17 protein-coding genes and 1 riboswitch are annotated in these 17,778 nt (G+C 42.6%); of the genes, 10 read left to right on the top strand and 7 right to left on the bottom strand.

The window, feature by feature from the left end; all coding sequences use genetic code 11:
• Window positions 1-78: 78 nt before the first annotated feature.
• Complete coding sequence (locus AC5RDS_RS16995) at window positions 79-786, top strand: YiaD family glycine zipper/OmpA-like lipoprotein (RefSeq protein WP_013610966.1); 708 nt, start codon at window positions 79-81, stop codon at window positions 784-786.
• A gap of 192 nt (window positions 787-978) precedes the next feature.
• Here the strand turns inward: AC5RDS_RS16995 and AC5RDS_RS16990 are convergent, their stop codons facing one another.
• Window positions 979-1,887, bottom strand: a complete 909-nt coding sequence (locus tag AC5RDS_RS16990) for a phosphate acyltransferase (RefSeq protein ID WP_013610965.1) — start codon at window positions 1,885-1,887, stop codon at window positions 979-981.
• Window positions 1,888-2,149: 262 nt separating this feature from the next.
• Here AC5RDS_RS16990 and AC5RDS_RS16985 point away from each other — a divergent pair, with 262 nt between their 5' ends.
• Complete coding sequence (locus tag AC5RDS_RS16985) at window positions 2,150-3,244, top strand: MFS transporter (protein WP_022160307.1); 1,095 nt, start codon at window positions 2,150-2,152, stop codon at window positions 3,242-3,244.
• Window positions 3,245-3,387: 143 nt separating this feature from the next.
• On the opposite strand, the gene AC5RDS_RS16980 is transcribed toward AC5RDS_RS16985, so the two are convergent.
• The 3 genes from AC5RDS_RS16980 to AC5RDS_RS16970 form a co-directional block, all read right to left on the bottom strand.
• Window positions 3,388-3,753: a hypothetical protein gene (locus AC5RDS_RS16980; RefSeq protein WP_146752585.1), complete on the bottom strand. Its 366-nt coding sequence runs from the start codon at window positions 3,751-3,753 to the stop codon at window positions 3,388-3,390.
• 170 nt (window positions 3,754-3,923) lie between these two features.
• Window positions 3,924-4,964: a TolB-like 6-bladed beta-propeller domain-containing protein gene (locus AC5RDS_RS16975; protein WP_013610961.1), complete on the bottom strand. Its 1,041-nt coding sequence runs from the start codon at window positions 4,962-4,964 to the stop codon at window positions 3,924-3,926.
• A 122-nt stretch (window positions 4,965-5,086) separates the two neighbouring features.
• A complete protein-coding gene (locus AC5RDS_RS16970) occupies window positions 5,087-5,377 on the bottom strand; it encodes an NVEALA domain-containing protein (protein ID WP_262496256.1) in 291 nt (96 codons plus the stop codon).
• A gap of 665 nt (window positions 5,378-6,042) precedes the next feature.
• Window positions 6,043-6,139, top strand: a riboswitch (TPP riboswitch).
• Window positions 6,140-6,193: 54 nt separating this feature from the next.
• Here AC5RDS_RS16970 and thiS point away from each other — a divergent pair.
• Genes thiS through AC5RDS_RS16940 form a run of 6 tightly spaced genes read left to right on the top strand, consistent with a single transcriptional unit; the run spans window position 6,194 to window position 12,852 of the window.
• Window positions 6,194-6,394, top strand: a complete 201-nt coding sequence (thiS, locus tag AC5RDS_RS16965; protein ID WP_013610959.1) for a sulfur carrier protein ThiS — start codon at window positions 6,194-6,196, stop codon at window positions 6,392-6,394.
• A gap of 51 nt (window positions 6,395-6,445) precedes the next feature.
• The gene (gene thiC, locus AC5RDS_RS16960) at window positions 6,446-8,203 is read left to right on the top strand and encodes a phosphomethylpyrimidine synthase ThiC (RefSeq protein ID WP_013610958.1); all 1,758 of its coding nucleotides are present in this window, start codon (window positions 6,446-6,448) and stop codon (window positions 8,201-8,203) included.
• Between the two features lie 30 nt (window positions 8,204-8,233).
• A complete protein-coding gene (locus AC5RDS_RS16955) occupies window positions 8,234-10,201 on the top strand; it encodes a thiamine phosphate synthase (protein WP_013610957.1) in 1,968 nt (655 codons plus the stop codon).
• 3 nt (window positions 10,202-10,204) lie between these two features.
• On the top strand, window positions 10,205-10,972 hold the full coding sequence (locus tag AC5RDS_RS16950; RefSeq protein ID WP_013610956.1) for a thiazole synthase: 768 nt from the start codon (window positions 10,205-10,207) through the stop codon (window positions 10,970-10,972).
• A 28-nt stretch (window positions 10,973-11,000) separates the two neighbouring features.
• Window positions 11,001-12,107 carry a 2-iminoacetate synthase ThiH gene (gene thiH / locus AC5RDS_RS16945; RefSeq protein ID WP_013610955.1) on the top strand — a complete coding sequence of 369 codons (1,107 nt, stop codon included), beginning with the start codon at window positions 11,001-11,003 and terminating at the stop codon, window positions 12,105-12,107.
• A 43-nt stretch (window positions 12,108-12,150) separates the two neighbouring features.
• Window positions 12,151-12,852: a HesA/MoeB/ThiF family protein gene (locus tag AC5RDS_RS16940; RefSeq protein ID WP_013610954.1), complete on the top strand. Its 702-nt coding sequence runs from the start codon at window positions 12,151-12,153 to the stop codon at window positions 12,850-12,852.
• Window positions 12,853-12,898: 46 nt separating this feature from the next.
• Here the strand turns inward: AC5RDS_RS16940 and AC5RDS_RS16935 are convergent, their stop codons facing one another.
• From AC5RDS_RS16935 to AC5RDS_RS16925, 3 genes are read right to left on the bottom strand one after another with little or no spacing between them, the layout of a single operon-like run.
• A complete protein-coding gene (locus AC5RDS_RS16935) occupies window positions 12,899-14,089 on the bottom strand; it encodes a transglutaminase-like domain-containing protein (protein ID WP_041557163.1) in 1,191 nt (396 codons plus the stop codon).
• Between the two features lie 18 nt (window positions 14,090-14,107).
• Window positions 14,108-15,085, bottom strand: a complete 978-nt coding sequence (locus tag AC5RDS_RS16930; RefSeq protein ID WP_013610952.1) for a dihydroorotate dehydrogenase-like protein — start codon at window positions 15,083-15,085, stop codon at window positions 14,108-14,110.
• A 15-nt stretch (window positions 15,086-15,100) separates the two neighbouring features.
• Complete coding sequence (locus tag AC5RDS_RS16925) at window positions 15,101-15,784, bottom strand: YggS family pyridoxal phosphate-dependent enzyme (RefSeq protein ID WP_022160312.1); 684 nt, start codon at window positions 15,782-15,784, stop codon at window positions 15,101-15,103.
• A 224-nt stretch (window positions 15,785-16,008) separates the two neighbouring features.
• On the opposite strand from AC5RDS_RS16925, the gene AC5RDS_RS16920 reads away from it, so the two are divergent.
• Both AC5RDS_RS16920 and AC5RDS_RS16915 read left to right on the top strand, forming a co-directional pair.
• On the top strand, window positions 16,009-16,533 hold the full coding sequence (locus tag AC5RDS_RS16920) for an RNA polymerase sigma factor (protein ID WP_013610950.1): 525 nt from the start codon (window positions 16,009-16,011) through the stop codon (window positions 16,531-16,533).
• A gap of 2 nt (window positions 16,534-16,535) precedes the next feature.
• The gene (locus tag AC5RDS_RS16915; protein WP_013610949.1) at window positions 16,536-17,708 is read left to right on the top strand and encodes an outer membrane beta-barrel protein; all 1,173 of its coding nucleotides are present in this window, start codon (window positions 16,536-16,538) and stop codon (window positions 17,706-17,708) included.
• Window positions 17,709-17,778: the final 70 nt, after the last annotated feature.

The following is a 17,778-nucleotide window of genomic DNA, read 5'->3' as shown; positions in this document are numbered from 1 at the left end:
AGCTGAAATCAATTTTATTTTTAACAGATTGTTTCTAATTTCGCACGTATAATAACCAAGATTCTAAATTGAGAACACATGAAAATCAGAAATCTTTTTGTTATGTTATTGCTTGGTGGAAGTCTGATCTTCTCAGGCAGTGTTTTTACAGGGTGTGCCAGCTGGAGTAATACAGGTAAAGGTGCCGCGATCGGTGCCGGAAGTGGTGCTGCCTTAGGTGCAGGAATCGGAGCTCTTGCCGGAAAGGGTAAAGGAGCTGCCATCGGTGCTGCAGTAGGCGCTGCCGTCGGTTCAGGAACCGGAGCTTTAATCGGTCGCCGGATGGACAAACAAAAAAAAGAACTGGAAGCGATCGAAGGCGCTAAAGTCGAGTCTGTACAGGATGTCAATAACCTGCAAGCCATAAAGGTAACCTTCGACAATGGTATCCTTTTCGCCACCAATAAGAGCGAACTTAGTCCGGCTTCCAGAGAAGCCTTGACGAAATTCGCCACTTCCCTGAAAAATTCTCCGGATACGGACGTGACCATCTACGGTCATACCGACAATACCGGTACCCGTGCAGTAAACGAACGCATTTCTAAAGAACGTGCAGATGCCGTCGCCAACTTTCTGGTAGGCCAGGGAATCAGCCGTTCCCGTTTGACGACCGAAGGCCTTGCATTCGATCAGCCTGTGGCCGATAACAGCACTGCCGAAGGACGGGCACAGAACCGGAGAGTAGAAATATATATCACGGCGAATGCCGACATGATCAAGAAAGCTGAATCCGGACAACTCAACTAATTCTTTTGAATTTTTAATAAAAAGAAGTGATCCCCAAAGTCAAAAATTTGACTTTGGGTGATTAGTCCAATATAAATCGACAAACCTCCGGCTTCGATCAATAAGTATGAATCAAAACCGGAGGTTTATAATTAAAATTCCCGAAGAACTCGCACCTGTGGCTTGCAAAGCCAGAGAACGTGTCAAAAAAAATTATTCCGACAAAATAGCAGCCAAAGCAATCGAATTCAATTTCGTTTCAACACTATCTCCACGCGAAGACAATACACTCGGAACTTTTGCTCCGACCAGTACTGCTCCCTGTTTAGAATGCCCTAATTTCGTATTGGTTTTATAAAATACATTCCCGGATTCCAGATTGGGAAAAATCAAACAATCCGCATCTCCGGCAACTACCGACTGCATTTTCTTTATTTCGGCAGCTTCTTTATCGACAGCTACATCCAAAGCCATCGGCCCCTCGATTATGCACCCTGGGATCTGTCCCCGCTCTCCCATTTTCGACAAGATGGCAGCATCGACTGTAGACTGCACTTTAGGCAAGACCTGTTCCGTCGGAGCGATCATCGCTACTTTCGGTTTTTCAACTCCCAAAGCTCTCGCAGTAATCGTCACATATTTGATCATAGAAATTTTCTGATTCAAATCAGGACAAGGAATCACAGCCACATCACTAACAGTCAATAATTTATGATAAGACGAGCATTCCATCACCGTTACATGCGACAGAATTGCATTGGGCGCTACCAATCCCCGTTCCTTATTTAAGATCGCCCGCATATATTTATCGGTACTCACCAATCCTTTCATGATAACATCGGCTTCACCGTTTCGGATCATTTCGACAGCCGTTTCAGCTCCCCGGACATCATTCGGTTCATGGACAATTTTAAAACACGATTCATCATAACCGTTTTCTTTACACACTCCTTTGATAGTCTCCGTATCCCCTACCAATATTCCTTCCACCAATCCGGCCTTTACTGCCATATAAACAGCTTCTATAGAATGACTATCATTAGCAAAAGCAACCACTAAACGCTTTTTACGGGTATATCCTTTCAATACCTCATAAATATCGCTGATCTTTTCAATTTTCATAGTTCAAACTGTTATTTAGTTGTAATCTGAAACAAAAATACATATTAAAATTTAAAACCAAAAGATTACTGCACATTTTATTATAATGTGTGCAATTTTCATACCAAACCTGTTTTCTCTTTAAAAAACTTTTTTCTCCAGCTGCTAATCCTGAATCTTTATTATCTTTGTCATTGCATTTACCAGTCTGCAGGTGGCCTTGCTAAAACAAAATATTACAGCCCTTTATTTGATTAAGGTATCCAAGTGGTTTACCTTGATTATGCCTATTATCGTATTATTTTACGAAGAAAATGGATTGGGCTTAAAGGATATCTTCCTTTTAAAAAGTGTCTACTCGATTGTTCTGGTTAGTCTCGACATCCCGACGGGTTATCTGGCCGATGCCTGGGGACGGAAAAATTGTTTGATTACGGGTTGTATCGTCGCTTTCGGAGGCTACATCTGTTATTCGCTATCCTCTACTTTCTATGCATTTTTTATTGCCGAGATCCTGCTGGGAATAGGCCAAAGTTTGGTTTCCGGCGCCGATTCGGCTCTTTTATACGACACGATGCTTCATTACGACCGGGAAAACGAATACCTGAAATATGAAGGTAAAGTAACGATGATCGGGAATTTTTCGGAAGCCTTCGCGGGTATTTTCGGCGGACTGTTAGCCACATTTTCGCTCCGTCTGCCTTTCTACTGTCAGATTTTGATTGCCTTTATCGGTATTCCGGCAGCTTTGACTTTACAGGAATTCAATGTCAAAACCAAAATTGTCAATCCTTTAGCCAATATCTGGAAAATCATTCGATATTCGCTATTTACGAATAAAAGCCTTTGCTACGACATTATGTTCTCCGGCATTATCGGAGCGGCAACCCTGACTATGGCCTGGTTCGTACAACCGGTATTGATGAAAATAGAACTTCCGACCGCGCTTTTCGGTATCGTGTGGACAGTATTGAACCTCACTGTAGGCATAGCTGCCTTATATTCGGACAAACTCAACCGCAAGCTGGGAGAAAACCGGACATATACCCTTATTCTGATACTCATCGCCGGAGGTTATCTGGCCGTCTCTTTCTGCCTGAATTATTTCAGTTTATTTTTATTCTTCCTCTTTTATATCGTACGCGGATTCGCCACTCCTATTCTTAAAGGATATATCAATCGCCAGACCTTCTCGGAGATGCGTGCCACCGTCCTGTCGATCCGGAATTTCATCATCCGCCTGATTTTCGCCACGATGGCTCCTTTTATCGGTTGGTTGAATGACTCGATTTCCCTGGCCTTCGCCCTTCAGATCACCGCCCTTATTATTTTTGTCCCCGGCCTGATATTTCTGATATTACAATGGAATAAAAAGTAAGTGTAAATCAACACACGACTTGTTCATTTTAACCTTGATTTAAGCGTACAATGCCCCTTTTTTGAAATAGTTGCGTTATCAATAGAGATAGAATAATGGCAACCACATGTTGACATATAGTTTAAGGACTTTTTATGATGATGTTACTGACTAATGATTTTTTTGTACAAATTCCATAAATTACTACCGGGTGTAGGTTTGCCGATTAGCAACACTTTATTGTTTTCGTCCAATAAAAAAGTCTGATAGAATACATGTTGTGGTAATTTATTCTGCTTATTACATTCTCCCTTATAATCATAAAAAATAGGATAACTGAACTTGTTTATTTCCAGATAGGTCTCGAACTCTTCATAATTCTTTAAATGAGCATAGAATAGAAAAGCGACATCGTAATTCAGACTATCCGCTTCATGGATTAACTGTTTCCAAGCCAATGCTCCGAAATTGCAAGCCGTACAGCCTAATGTATCAATGTAAGTGAATATTTTATATTTTTTTGTCGTCAAAACCGGATACAGTGTGTCACAACAAATACCTTTATCAGGTAGTCTGGTAGGTAAAATAATTTGACGATTATGCCATTCCAATGCAATTTTTCGATATTTTTGTGTGTTCTTATCAAAGAAATTGCATGACATAATTACGATACAGATGAATGTTGTAATGACATATTTAATCATAATTTATCAAAATATTTGGATAAATCATATTTGTATAATTTTTCGTCACTAGTCAGACCATACAGGCATTTGTATTTTTCATCTACTGCAAAACACATGATGTTCTCTGAAATAATGATGTTAGCAATGGGATTTGCGTCCCAATTATAAATGTGAATTTCTTCATTACCAGTATGGTATTGTCGTTTTTCTTCCGGTTGGTTTACATAAAGAGCATATAAATATCGGTCTGTACTATTTTCACACGAGTAATATAATATGCGGGCAGAAGGTTCCATTGTTGCGGCTTTGTTTATAGAAATACCTTTACCGTATATCGTGAAAGGTCTTAATTCCGAAAAATCAGAATTGAAAATACAAATGTAATTGTTGTTCCAACCGACTAAAGCTATTTTACTGCGGTCTGGTTTTATGCAAGTATTCATCGCAACTATTTCTAATTTTTGTGTAGGAAAATTGCGAGAAAAAATTTTATGTCTATGTACTTCTTGATGATGTGTTAAGTTATAAGAAATATAGTACATATTATTGGAGGAATATTGAAATCCTACTAATTCATTATTATTACTTGTAGTGTACCATGTTCCGCTAGATAAAATTCCTTTAGACATTATAACAGAGTCTATGACTGTATGGCCTTCCTTTACGGATTGGCTAATGTTCCAGCAATATTTTATAAATCCATTATTTAACCATGTTTTTATTATTCCATCCTCAGTTTCATGGCATTTATCATGTACGAGCGCATAGAATTCGTTAGCACCTCTCCCTTCTGGTAAAAACTTTCCTAATTTTTTTAAATTAGATGTACTATAAACCAAATAATAATAATCATGATTCATCGGAGTATAGGCAATGAGAAAAGTATCTATTACCATAATGTCAACAATTCCTAACGCCTCCAATTTTTGCTCCTCTCCTTTTAAAGTAATCGTCTGAGGAAAACTATTAACTGTAGATGTTTCCTTTTCAAAAATAGATTTGTTTTCACATGAAAATAAAATACTAAAAACAAGAACTCTATATATATATTTCATAAGTATTAAATTGCTTAAATCAGAATATAATATACCTCGTATGCTTTGCAGATAAGTATAATGTTACTTTTTTAATAACCGAAATAAGAGAATACCTAACAAATTTAGGCATTCTCTTAACGCTATTGAGCATTTGTACAATAACCTTCAGAAGAGCCTAATTGTATATATTTTCCCCAAATAATACACACAGTTCTACCTCTATTAATGCATTCATATGCCGTATCATATTCCTTTCCAGTATATTGTTTACCAAAAGAACATTTTTTTCCATGAGCGCCAGCCTCTCCATCCGCTGCTAATGCCTCTATGTTTGAGAAAGCAAGTCCTATTGAAGAACTTTGCCCAAAGTTAGTCATTTTCACACCGATAGTAGCCAGAACTACAAGAGATAAACACACACCTATTTTTATAATTCTCTTTTTTATAGTTTTTCAATTTTATTTATACATTTCTATTTTCAATGTCTCCTCGTTTGTTGCAGCTGATAAATTTTATAATCTCCTGCCTTGCAGCGAAATTATATGAAAAAATTAGCACATTGCGACCTCCTTTCTTTTTTAGAAAAATATTGGGGATGAGAATTGTTTAAGAGCTACAAACTTGCCTGCAATTTTCCTCCTCCCGCTTTCTTCGTTTTCACATTAGTTTGTTTTTACAAAAATATATTATTTTTTAAACAAAAAAATAATATCCCAAATTATTTCCTAACGTTAATATTTTCTAAATCATAGTTTTCGTCCTCTTTATCATATGAAAAGTGGATAGTGTTTCAAAAAGTGTGTAAATTCCATAATAAGTTATTTTTGACTGTTCTATTACAAAAATAAATAAATTGGAATTTACACACTTTTTGAAACACTATCTGAAAATGCGATATAATGGATTTGCCTTCAAAACTAAATTCTGCGTACTTAATAATTCAGGCATCCGGGTCTGAAATTACTGATGAAATTTTGGATTCAGAGGATATACATGTCTGGCATTCGTTAAAATACTTACCAATATATATTTTGGAAATGATTAAAAACGATCCGAATGATTTGTTTCATCATTTTTTTCCGTTATCTTTGAACCGGATTTTCAGAAGGGGTGCCTTAATATTACGGGCTGAGATTATACCCAATAACCTGATCCGGGTAATGCCGGCGTAGGTAGAGTGAGCAAAATTTCATTTTTTAAAATTATTCCCCCTTTCAGATGGTCCGCTAAACCTAAAACAGTAGATCATGCATATTTTTATCAACGACGTAGCTACGGAATGCCCCGAAAACAGCACTATTTTACAGGTACTGACCCAACAAGACATTTCTCCCCTAAACATCGCCATTGCCTTGGACAATACGGTCGTACCTAAAGCACAATGGGAAACGACATTGGTTCGGGACGGTTCGCAACTACTCATTATCAAAGCGGTACAGGGAGGATAAACCGACTTTCCTAATTAATAATCAGTATATTAAAATCAGAATCTAATCATAATGGAAAATTTTGAAATCACTTCAGGCCCACTACCGGGTTCCGAAAAAATTTACGTAACAGGCTCCCGGTCGGATATCCGGGTTCCGATGCGGAAAATCAAATTATCCCCTACCGTCGATCTGGATGGCAGTAAGATTGAAAATGAAGATGTCGTCGTATACGATACTTCCGGTCCTTATACAGATACGAATTATACTGTCGATCTGCAAAAAGGTCTTCCTAAACTGAGAGAAAACTGGATCGAGGAACGCCAGGATACCGTTAAATTAGAGGGACTCAGTTCGGAATACGGCAGAATGAGGCAGGAAGACAAAAGTCTGGATTCTCTTCGCTTCGAACATGTAAATACCCATCCGCGAATCGCCCGCGAAGGGGCTCAGGTATCCCAATTATACTATGCCCGTCAGGGAATCATTACCCCGGAAATGGAGTATATCGCTATCCGGGAAAATCAATTGGCAGACCGAATCCGGGAAAAATATAAAAAAGAAAAAGGCGAATCGTTCGGTGCTCATATTCCCGATTATATCACTCCCGAATTTGTCCGGCAGGAAGTGGCTGCCGGCAGGGCCATTATTCCGGCCAACATCAATCATCCGGAATGCGAGCCGATGATTATCGGCCGGAACTTTCTGGTAAAAATCAATGCCAATATCGGTAATTCGCCGGTAACTTCTTCGATTGCCGAGGAAGTCGAAAAAGCAGTATGGGCATTCCGCTGGGGAGCCGATACGATCATGGACCTGTCGACCGGAAAGAATATACACGAAACCAGGGAATGGATTATCCGCAATTCACCGGTACCCGTAGGTACGGTTCCTTTATACCAGACCCTGGAGAAAGTCGGCGGGAATGTTGAAAAACTCAATTGGGAGATTTTCCGGGATACCCTGATCGAACAAGCCGAACAAGGAGTAGACTATTTTACCATTCACGCCGGCTTGCGTTGGAAACATGTGCCTCTGACCTTGAAACGCCTTACCGGCATTGTTTCCCGGGGAGGTTCGATCATGGCACATTGGTGTACGACCCACAAACAGGAAAGCTTCATTTACGAACATTTCGAAGAGATCTGCCAGATTCTGGCTAAATATGATGTCGGTATTTCCTTGGGAGACGGCCTGCGTCCCGGTTGTATCGCCGATGCCAACGACACGGCTCAGATCGAAGAATTGAAGACACTGGGCGAACTCTGCCAAACTGCCTGGAAATACAATGTACAGGCGATCATCGAAGGTCCGGGACATGTACCCATGCAAAAGATCAAGGAAAATATGGACCTGCAATTGAAATACTGCCGGGAAGCTCCCTTCTATACCCTGGGACCGCTGGTAACCGATATCGCTCCCGGTTACGATCACATCACTTCAGCTATCGGCGGAGCGATGATCGGCTGGTTCGGTACCGCTATGTTGTGTTATGTTACTCAAAAAGAACATCTCGGCTTACCGAACCGTGACGATGTTAAAGAAGGAGTGATCACGTTCAAACTGGCAGCCCATGCAGCCGATTTAGCTAAAGGCCATCCGGCCGCTTATTTCCGGGATTATGCCATGAGTAAAGCCCGCTTCGAATTCCGCTGGAAAGATCAGTTTCACCTGGCACTCGATTCGGAAAAAGCGATAAAATTCCACGATGAAACCCTACCGGACGAAGGCCACAAGGAGGCACATTTCTGTTCCATGTGCGGTGAACATTTCTGCTCCATGCGGGCCAGTAAAAAACTAAGGGAAAAAATCAGCCAGGAAAATAAATAATAAAGGTCTCGAGCCGCGAAACAGTTATTTATGAAAATAATCGTCATTACTTCACCCACTCCGGTCAAAGACGAAGCAGCCATTTGTAATCATCTCTTTACACACGGCCTGAAGTACCTGCATTTAAGAAAACCGGGTGCTTCAGCCGAAGTGTATGAAAGATTTATCCGGCAGATTTTCCCTGTCTACCGGAACAGGATCGTACTTCACGAGCATTATGAATTAGTGAAAAAATATCGGTTGCACGGAATACATTTAAAGTATCCACAAGCGAATGAATATATCTACTATATTCAGCAATATGCCGTGAGTATCTCTTGTCACCGTGTGGATGAAATCCGGCAACTTCCTTTCCGTCCTGCCTATTGTTTTCTGAGTCCTATTTTCGATAGTATCTCCAAAACGGGATACCGGAGCCGATTCGGGCAATTACCGGACTTATCGGACATCGATTGTCCTGTGATCGCCTTGGGAGGCCTCGAGCCTGATAAAACCGGCTTATGCCGCCGAGCCGGTTTCGAAGGAATCGCCGTTTTAGGGTACCTTTGGAATAATCCCGATGAAGCTATCGAAAGATACATCCGCCTGAAAACTCCATTCGTACTCAGTATCGCAGGGTTCGATCCCTCCTCGGGTGCAGGAATCGGTGCCGATTTGAAAACTTTCGAAGCCACGGGAAGTTATGGATTGGGCGTTTGTTCGGCTCTGACTTTTCAAAATGAAGACACTTTTACCGGAGTACATTGGACCGCCTGGGAGGATATCAAAAAACAATGTGACTTATTATTGCAAAAGTACAATGTCGAATTTCTGAAAATCGGACTGATCGAAAGTTTCGAAATCCTGGACCGGTTATTGGATTATTTGCTCGATCAGGACAAACGACTCAAAATAATCTGGGACCCTATCCTGAAAGCCAGTGCCGGTTTTTCATTTCACCGGTATACCCCCGAAGATCAGGAAAGACTAAAACGCATCCTTGACCGTGTTTATCTTATCACCCCGAATACGGACGAACTTTACCGATTATTCGGAGAAGGAATCACTCCCGATCGGTTACAAATCGTCTGTCGGGATCACCACCTGAATATCCTCTGGAAAGGAGGACACAACGCTGGAGTGGATGCTACCGACGTCTTATTCCAACCCGACCGGACGACTAATTTCTCGGTTCCCCGTAGTCGGTACACCAAACACGGAACCGGTTGTACCCTATCGTCAGCCCTCCTGTCAGCCCTGGCTCAAGGAGATGCCCTAGCTACTTCCTGTAATAAAGCACAGCTCTATGTATCCCGCTTTATCGAAAGCAACAACAGCCTGTTAGGTTATCATTGCATTGGAAAATATACTCCCGACTCAAAGCCCTGGCTCGGTGAATTGTCTTTGCAGTATATCACCGCTCCCAAAGAAGGGATGACCCTCTGCGAGCAGGTTGAAGCGGTCTGTCAGGGAGGAATGCGCTGGATTCAACTCCGTATGAAAGGAGCCTCCCTCGCCGAAATGCTCTGTGAAGGGAGAAAGGTAAAAGAGATTTGCCGGCGTCACCGGGCACTCTTTATTATCAACGATCGGGTCGACGTCGCCCGTTTACTGGAAGCCGACGGTGTGCACCTGGGCAAAGAGGATATGGATCCATGGGAAGCCAGGCGGATACTGGGCCCCGGTAAGATCGTCGGTGCCACTTGTAACACCTGGGATGACATCCTGCTCCGGCAAAAACAGCAGGTCGACTATATCGGTCTGGGGCCTTATGCTTTTACCACAACGAAAGAGAAACTCAGTCCGGTCCTCGGATTGGAAGGTTACCGGTTTCTATTGGGCCGAATGCAGGAAAATAAGATTTCGATTCCGGTCTTCGCTATCGGCGGAATAACGGAAACCGATATTCCGCCGCTAATGCAAACAGGTATTCAGGGAATCGCTTTATCGGGCCTGATCAAAAATAGTCCTGACCTAAAAAGGCAAACAATAAAAATATTAAATTTATTAAATTCATAAACCATGGAAACACTCAAAATTGCAGATAAAACCTTTACTTCCCGCTTATTCACCGGAACCGGAAAATTCTCTTCCAATCAAGTGATGGAAGAAGCGATAATCGCTTCTGAAAGTCAATTGGTTACCGTAGCCATGAAACGGATCCGGATGGAAGATAAGAACGACGATATGTTAAAGCACATTCTCCGTCCAGGTGTACAATTATTACCCAACACCTCCGGCGTACGGGATGCCAAGGAAGCCATTTTTGCCGCTCAATTATCCCGGGAAGCTTTCGGTACCAACTGGCTGAAACTGGAAATTCATCCCGATCCCCGCTATCTGCTGCCCGATCCGGTAGAAACCCTGAAAGCCACCGAAGAACTGGCTAAGCTGGGGTTTATTGTACTTCCTTACTGTCAGGCCGACCCGGTATTGTGTAAACGTCTGGAAGATGCCGGAGCCGCAACGGTGATGCCTTTAGGAGCACCTATCGGTACGAATCAGGGGTTACAAACCCGTGAATTTTTACGTATCATCATCGAACAAAGCAATATTCCGGTAGTCGTAGATGCCGGTATCGGTGCTCCCAGCCATGCTGCAGAAGCGATGGAATTAGGAGCAGATGCAGTACTTGTAAACACAGCGATAGCCGTCGCAGGCAATCCGGTGGAAATGGCCAAAGCTTTTAAGGTAGCCGTCGAAGCCGGACGGATGGCTTATGAGGCCGGACTAGCCGGAAAAAGTATCGCTGCCGAAGCAAGCAGTCCTCTGACCGCTTTCTTGAAATAAACAGACAATCCGATTTAATTTTAATAATATGTTTTCGGAAGAACTTGAAAAATATTCCTGGGAAGAAACGACCCGGGAAATCTACTCTAAAACAGCCGCCGATGTAGAACTGGCTTTAAGTAAAAGCCAGTTGGCCATCGACGATTTTATGGCCCTGATTTCTCCGGCTGCAGAGAAATACCTGGAACCGATGGCCGCATTAAGCCAAAAATATACCTTACAAAGATTCGGGAAAACCATATCGATGTATATCCCCTTGTATATCACTAATTCGTGTACAAATTTCTGTGTCTATTGCGGATTCAATCACAACAATCCCCTCAAACGGGTCATCCTCAATGAGGAAGAGATTCTCAATGAATTGCATGCTATCAAAAAACTGGGAAATTTTGAAAATTTATTGATCGTTACAGGGGAGAATCCGAAGGAGGCCGGTGTCGACTATCTGGAACGCGCATTGCAGTTGGCCCATCCTCTTTTTGCTAACCTTTCTATTGAAGTAATGCCTCTGAAAGCAGAAGATTATAAACGTCTTACGCATTCAGGATTAAATGGAGTGGTTTGTTTTCAGGAGACCTATAACCGGGCACGCTATAACGTTTATCATCCGAAAGGCATGAAATCCAAATTCGACTGGCGGGTCAACGGTTTCGACCGTATGGGGCAAGCCCATGTACACAAAATCGGTTTGGGAGTTTTAATCGGTCTGGAGGAATGGCGTACGGATGTAACTATGATGGCCCGCCACCTGCGTTACCTGCAAAAACATTACTGGCAAACCAAATACAGCGTCAATTTTCCACGGATGCGTCCTTCGGAAGGCCATTTCCAGCCTAATGTTATCCTGGAGGACCGTGCCTTGGCCCAATTGATCTTCGCTTTCCGTATATTCGACCATGATGTCGATATCTCGATTTCTACCCGGGAAGGGGCCGAGTTCCGCAATAATATGCTCCCTTTGGGTATTACTTCCCTGAGTGCCGGATCGAAAACCGAACCCGGAGGGTATTTCACTTATCCTCAGGCTCTGGAACAATTCCACATCAGTGACGAACGCACTCCTGAGGAAGTTGCCGACAGTATACGTCAAAAAGGATACGAACCGGTATGGAAAGACTGGGACGGATGGATGTAATTCAACCGGAATTACATCCCCAATACCAGATAAATAATCGACTATGGGAGAAAAAGAACGCTATGCCAGGCATTTGATTTTGGAAGAAATCGGAGAGCCTGGACAAGAAAAATTGAAACGGGCGAAAGTATTGGTTGTAGGAGCCGGCGGATTAGGTTCCCCCGTCTTACTCTATTTGACTGCTGCCGGAATCGGCCGGATCGGTATACTCGACAATGATATAGTCTCGGAGAGTAATCTTCAACGTCAGATTCTCTACGATACCCAATGTTTAGGAGCCCTGAAGGTCGAAGTCGCTGCCCGGAAGCTTCAGGCTTTAAATCCCTATACAACTATTGTACCCTACGCTCAGCGGCTGACTTCGGAAAACACTTTTATCATCGCTGAATACGATCTGGTAATAGACGCAACCGATAATCTGCCTTCCCGTTACCTGATCGACGAAGCCTGCGTCCGATACGGTAAACCGTTCGTTTATGGAAGTATTTGTGAGTTTAAAGGTCAGGTTTCCGTTTTTAATTACCAGGGAGGTCCTACTTACCGTGACCTTTACGAATACCATGATGCTATCGCTGAGTTTCAGCAACCACAAGGCGTCATCGGCGCATTACCGGGAGTCGTCGGTTCGATCCAGGCTAATGAAGCCATCAAGCTTATCCTGGGAAGCCAGGATACTCTTTCCGGCAAATTACTGCTGATCGATCTGTTGAAAGGCAGTTTCCAAACCATGAACTTTATAAACTAAAAAAGGGACTTGTTTCCAAGCCCCTTTTCTCCCCTTTTCTCAAGTATTATTTCATATATAACTTCAGTTCGACAGGTTGTTCGCCCAGTTTTACCTCCACTTCCTTCATCTTTCCGGCTTCATTTGCATATTTCACCGTATAGGTTTGATTTTTCTCTAACATAAAGGTGAGCACATCATTCATATCCTGAGTCGGTCCGGCAGTACGCCCGCCTCCCATTTGCAATTTACCGCAAAAAATATCCAGATTGGCAGCCACCCGGTCCTCCGAGTTCTGTACACAGGCATTATCTGTAAACATCATAATTCTCAACGGAACATGGTTACCATCCGCAGAGATCGTTTCCAGATGCGATTTATATAGATCGGTATAGAAATCAGTTACATTCGCAGCAGGTACATAACGAATATTCTCATCCCATACCAAAGGGAAATAGGTTCCGGTCGGTTTAAACGAAGAAGCATAAATAGCTTTCTGCTGATCGTTTTTTACCGCTTTCCCGGCATCGGCAAAAAACCAGGCATTGTTCAGTTGACCGGGAAAATAAAATTCCGTAAAATACCAGTTTCCGTCTGCCCAAACCTCGGTCCAGTTATGATTGCCCCGTTCGTCGTGCCAATTGGGAGTACCGGCCACCCGTGAAGGAATTCCGACAGCCCGGAAAGCATCCGTCAGCAAGATCGATAATCCGGTACAGGAAGCCATATGCTGCCGCATGGATTCGAACGGACTCTGATCCGGTTTTTCACGTTTGGTATTATAATCGACCAATACTTCATCCCGGACATTCCGGTTGACCGAATCGATGGCTTCAAAAATCGTCTTACAATGCTGTACATACTTCCCGAAACGTTCGTAAAATTCCTTTCTCCACCCTTCACGGGTTTCATTCAGGCTGACATAAGGCAGTACATCATTCAGAAAAACAGTATCGGGAATCTCTCTGGCCCAAACGTATTTTTCACGAGCCTGATAAGCATAGGCTGTATTCTCCAATAAAAAATCCGCTGTCAATTCCTTTAAATCTCTTTCCGGCATATAAGCAATCAGGAAAGCCATCCCTTCCTTTTGGTTATCAGGAGCATTTTTCAATGCCGCTGTCAATTCGGTTGCATTATCCCCGGCTTTTACCAATGCCTGATCCAACAAGGCATGATATTTCTCAGGAATACCTGCATATTTATTCTCCGTACAAGCTAACAGACAGAGCATAAACAACCCTAGTACACACTTCATATTTTGTAACATCGAAATTTATTTATGATCACTAAAATATTTCATAAACTGTGCTCTCTCATAGCGGGCAGCATTACCTGCATCGGCATAGGATAATCTTCCCCGGAATTCATCTATCGACTCAAAGCCTTTTTTATCCATCCAGCTATTCAAAAAATGATTCATCGTACGGATCGTACCGATTCCCTGTTCATACATAGCCGAACATACCTGCACAGTAGTCGCCCCCGCCAGTAAAAGCTTCACAACAGCTTCTCCATTATGAACACCTGTTGAAGAAGAAAGTTGCAAAAGTTTATCTTTCCCCGACAGAATTCCGGTCCAGCGCAAAGTTGTCCTCAAATCGGCCGGCATACTGAACACAGAAGCCGCTCCGACAGCTATCCGTTCGATATCGATATCCGGTTCGTAAAAGCGATTGAAAATAGTAACGGCATCCGCACCATAAGCTTTCAGCTTACTCACAAAAGCCGGCAAATTCGTAAAATAATGGCTGATCTTGACAATTACCGGAATTTTAACCACCTTTTTCACATGTTTAACGATATCGAAATACATGTTTTCAACCTCCACACTCTCAGCAAACTCATCCATCGGCAGGATAAAGGCATTCAACTCAAGCGCATCGGCACCGGCTTTTTCCAGTTCACTGGCAAAACTAATCCATTCCCCGTCCCGTAAGCAATTGATACTGGCGATAACAGGGATATTCACTTTATTTTTTACTGCTTTCACCAAATCGATATGTTGCTGGACAGTATTAGCCCGAATATAGTTCTGGATATAATCGGCACTTTCAGGATAACTATTATCGGTCAATGCTTTAGATGCATCCATATTTATTTGTTCTTCAAATATAGATTTCAACACTATAGCTCCGGCCCCGCTTAAAGCAATTTCTTCAATCTTACTGACCTCGGAAGTCAAACCACAGCTCCCGGCAATAATCGGACTCTTCAATTCCAATCCGATAAATTTTGTCTTCAAATTTACCATAATCTCTATCGTTTATTATTTATTGTTATAATCTCTGGCTCCAAAAACCGCACTTCCTACCCTCACCATCGTACTTCCTTCTTCAACAGCGATCGGATAATCCCCGGACATCCCCATGGACAATTCCTTAAAACTTTCTTCCTCCTGGAAATACGTCGCTTTCAACAACCCGAATATCCGGTGAAGTTCCCGGAATTCCTTTCGGATCTGTTCACGGTCTTCGGTATAGGTTGCGATCCCCATGACCCCGACAATCCGGATATGCTCCAACACTTTAAACTCATCACTTTCAAGCAGCCTGCACGCCTCCTCCCAATCCAGACCGGATTTAGTCTCTTCTTCAGCAATATGAAATTCCAGCAGACAATCGATCATACGTTCGTTTTTCAACGCTTCACGATCGATTTTTTGCAATAATTTCAGGCTATCCACGGAATGAATCAATTTCACAAAAGAAGCAATGTATTTTACATTCTTCTCTTGTAGCTGTCCGATCATATGCCATTCGATATCCTTGGGCAGTTGCCGGTATTTAGCAGCCATTTCCTGTGGCCGGTTTTCACCGAAAGCACGCTGTCCCCCTGCATAAGCTTCTTCAATATACTCCACCGGTTTCGTCTTCGATACGGCAATCAGCCTGACCCCTTCCGGTAACGTTTTCACAATCTCTTCTATATTTTCCTTGATATTTAACATCATAGCGATAACTATAAAAAGTAGCGACAAAAATATCAAATAAGACCCAAAATTAACAAACAACCTAGCACAAATATAGGATAAAATTATCTATATTTCTTTCCACTCTCGAAATTAATACGAGGAAAACCGGAGAACGATGTATTTTACAACAAGATTTTTTTTTGTTCTTATGCAACGTTTTGTTTCTCCCATGCATCTTATTGACGAAAAAAGAAATCACGTGAATGGATGAAGTGTTACTGATTCAGGAATGCCTTAAAGGAAAGCGGAAAGCTCAGGGAGAACTGTACCGACGATACGCCGCTAAAATGATGGGCGTATGTATGCGCTATTCCCGCAACCGGGATATGGCACACGATCTGTTACAGGAAGGTTTTATAAAGGTATTTACGAATCTGAACGAATATAGCGGAAATGGGAGTTTCGAGGGGTGGATGCGGAAAATTTTTATTAATTGTGCCCTGGAAAAAATCCGTAGATCCAAAGTTTTCCCTCTGACCTTCCCCACTGAGGAGACAGAACAGGAAACTTCTTTTCCCAATGCTTTAGAAGAAATATCGGCCCAGGAAATGCTGGATTTAATTCATCGTTTACCTCCGGGATATCAAACGATTTTCAACCTGTTTGCGATCGAAGGATTCTCACACAAGGAAATCGGAGCTATGCTCCGAATCACAGAAGGTACTTCCCGATCACAATATGCCAGGGCACGTTATACTTTACAACAAATGATAAAAAATTTATATTGACTATGGATAGAAGAGACCGATTTGAAGAATTGTTCCGGGAACGGTTGCATAATTGGGAATGTGAACCGGATTCAGAACAATGGAAAACCCTCGCTGGTTTTCTTCCTCTACGACCTACCCGGTTTTCCACCAGATCCATACGCCGGACGGCAGCTATCGTAACCCTCCTTTTACTCGTGGGAGGCGGACTCTTATACGATCGTCTTATCCCGGAAACTACGACAGAAATAGTCCGAAACAGAATACAACCTTTTATTGTGGATCATATACAAATACCACAGCTTACCGGAACAGTTACGACGGATCAAATAGCCGATTCACTCCTCCCTGTTCTCACTCGAAAACCTATCTACACAACTGGAAAAACGATTTCAACGGATAAATATAAAAGTCAAGAAACTAAAATATTACCTATAGTCATTGCAAGTAAAGCTCTGGAAACAGATTTTTCACCGGTACTGATCGTCCGCAACACGAAAACCGAACCGGTAAAAGTCCGAAAGGCCTCACGGAAATGGCATTTGGGCATGGGAGGAGGTAATTTTAATATAGCCGGTATTTCCAGCAACTCCGCCGGCTATCCCGATTATGCCTGTAACGATCATCTTCAGGGGAATACCCCCAAACCTCCTCTGACGAAGGCCGGAACATCCCCTATTTCGACACGCACCCTGTTATCCGATCTGAAACCGGATAAAGTGAAGCATAGCTCTCCCATCTCTTTCGGAATAAGTATATCCCGCACGTTGTCGGACCGTTGGAGTTTCAATACCGGACTTACCTATAGCTATTTACGCAACCAGTGGCGATATGAAAGTTCGGATTACGATGTATTGCGTCAAAGATTGCACATGCTGGGAATCCCGGCATCTTTCAGTTATCGCCTGACCCATTGGGAACGTTTCTACTGTTATTGGTCTGCCGGTATTGTCTGTGAAGTTAATCTTTCAGGCAAAATCTATTCGGCCTATAAAAGTCAGCGTCGACGAATACCGGGTACGCTTTGGTCAGCGAACACACGAATAGGTATTGCCTACCCCATTATTCGCCATGTATCGGTCTATGCAGAAGGAGGATTTTTATGGAATCTGACCCCGGCCAGTGAAATACAAACGATTCGCTCGGAACAGTTTTTCAACCTCACGGGGCAAATCGGATTCCGTTTGAACTTTTAAATACAACTCATTATATGAAAGACCTTCGATTTCTCACCGTCAACCTGTCCGGAAAGGCCGACCTCAAGAA

It is taken from the genome of Odoribacter sp. (genome assembly GCF_985060555.1).
Note: the sequence above shows the minus strand (reverse complement) of the source record. Positions and strands in the feature narration are given on the sequence as shown.

Excerpts from the sequence above, each read along its gene's own strand:
- AC5RDS_RS16995 (WP_013610966.1), top strand. The coding sequence starts at position 79 with ATGAAAATCAGAAATCTTTTTGTTATGTTATTGCTTGGTGGAAGTCTG.
- AC5RDS_RS16990 (WP_013610965.1), bottom strand. The coding sequence starts at position 1,887 with ATGAAAATTGAAAAGATCAGCGATATTTATGAGGTATTGAAAGGATAT.
- AC5RDS_RS16985 (WP_022160307.1), top strand. The coding sequence starts at position 2,150 with ATGCCTATTATCGTATTATTTTACGAAGAAAATGGATTGGGCTTAAAG.
- AC5RDS_RS16975 (WP_013610961.1), bottom strand. The coding sequence starts at position 4,964 with ATGAAATATATATATAGAGTTCTTGTTTTTAGTATTTTATTTTCATGT.
- thiS (WP_013610959.1), top strand. The coding sequence starts at position 6,194 with ATGCATATTTTTATCAACGACGTAGCTACGGAATGCCCCGAAAACAGC.
- thiC (WP_013610958.1), top strand. The coding sequence starts at position 6,446 with ATGGAAAATTTTGAAATCACTTCAGGCCCACTACCGGGTTCCGAAAAA.
- AC5RDS_RS16955 (WP_013610957.1), top strand. The coding sequence starts at position 8,234 with ATGAAAATAATCGTCATTACTTCACCCACTCCGGTCAAAGACGAAGCA.
- AC5RDS_RS16950 (WP_013610956.1), top strand. The coding sequence starts at position 10,205 with ATGGAAACACTCAAAATTGCAGATAAAACCTTTACTTCCCGCTTATTC.
- thiH (WP_013610955.1), top strand. The coding sequence starts at position 11,001 with ATGTTTTCGGAAGAACTTGAAAAATATTCCTGGGAAGAAACGACCCGG.
- AC5RDS_RS16940 (WP_013610954.1), top strand. The coding sequence starts at position 12,151 with ATGGGAGAAAAAGAACGCTATGCCAGGCATTTGATTTTGGAAGAAATC.
- AC5RDS_RS16935 (WP_041557163.1), bottom strand. The coding sequence starts at position 14,089 with ATGAAGTGTGTACTAGGGTTGTTTATGCTCTGTCTGTTAGCTTGTACG.
- AC5RDS_RS16930 (WP_013610952.1), bottom strand. The coding sequence starts at position 15,085 with ATGGTAAATTTGAAGACAAAATTTATCGGATTGGAATTGAAGAGTCCG.
- AC5RDS_RS16925 (WP_022160312.1), bottom strand. The coding sequence starts at position 15,784 with ATGATGTTAAATATCAAGGAAAATATAGAAGAGATTGTGAAAACGTTA.
- AC5RDS_RS16920 (WP_013610950.1), top strand. The coding sequence starts at position 16,009 with ATGGATGAAGTGTTACTGATTCAGGAATGCCTTAAAGGAAAGCGGAAA.
- AC5RDS_RS16915 (WP_013610949.1), top strand. The coding sequence starts at position 16,536 with ATGGATAGAAGAGACCGATTTGAAGAATTGTTCCGGGAACGGTTGCAT.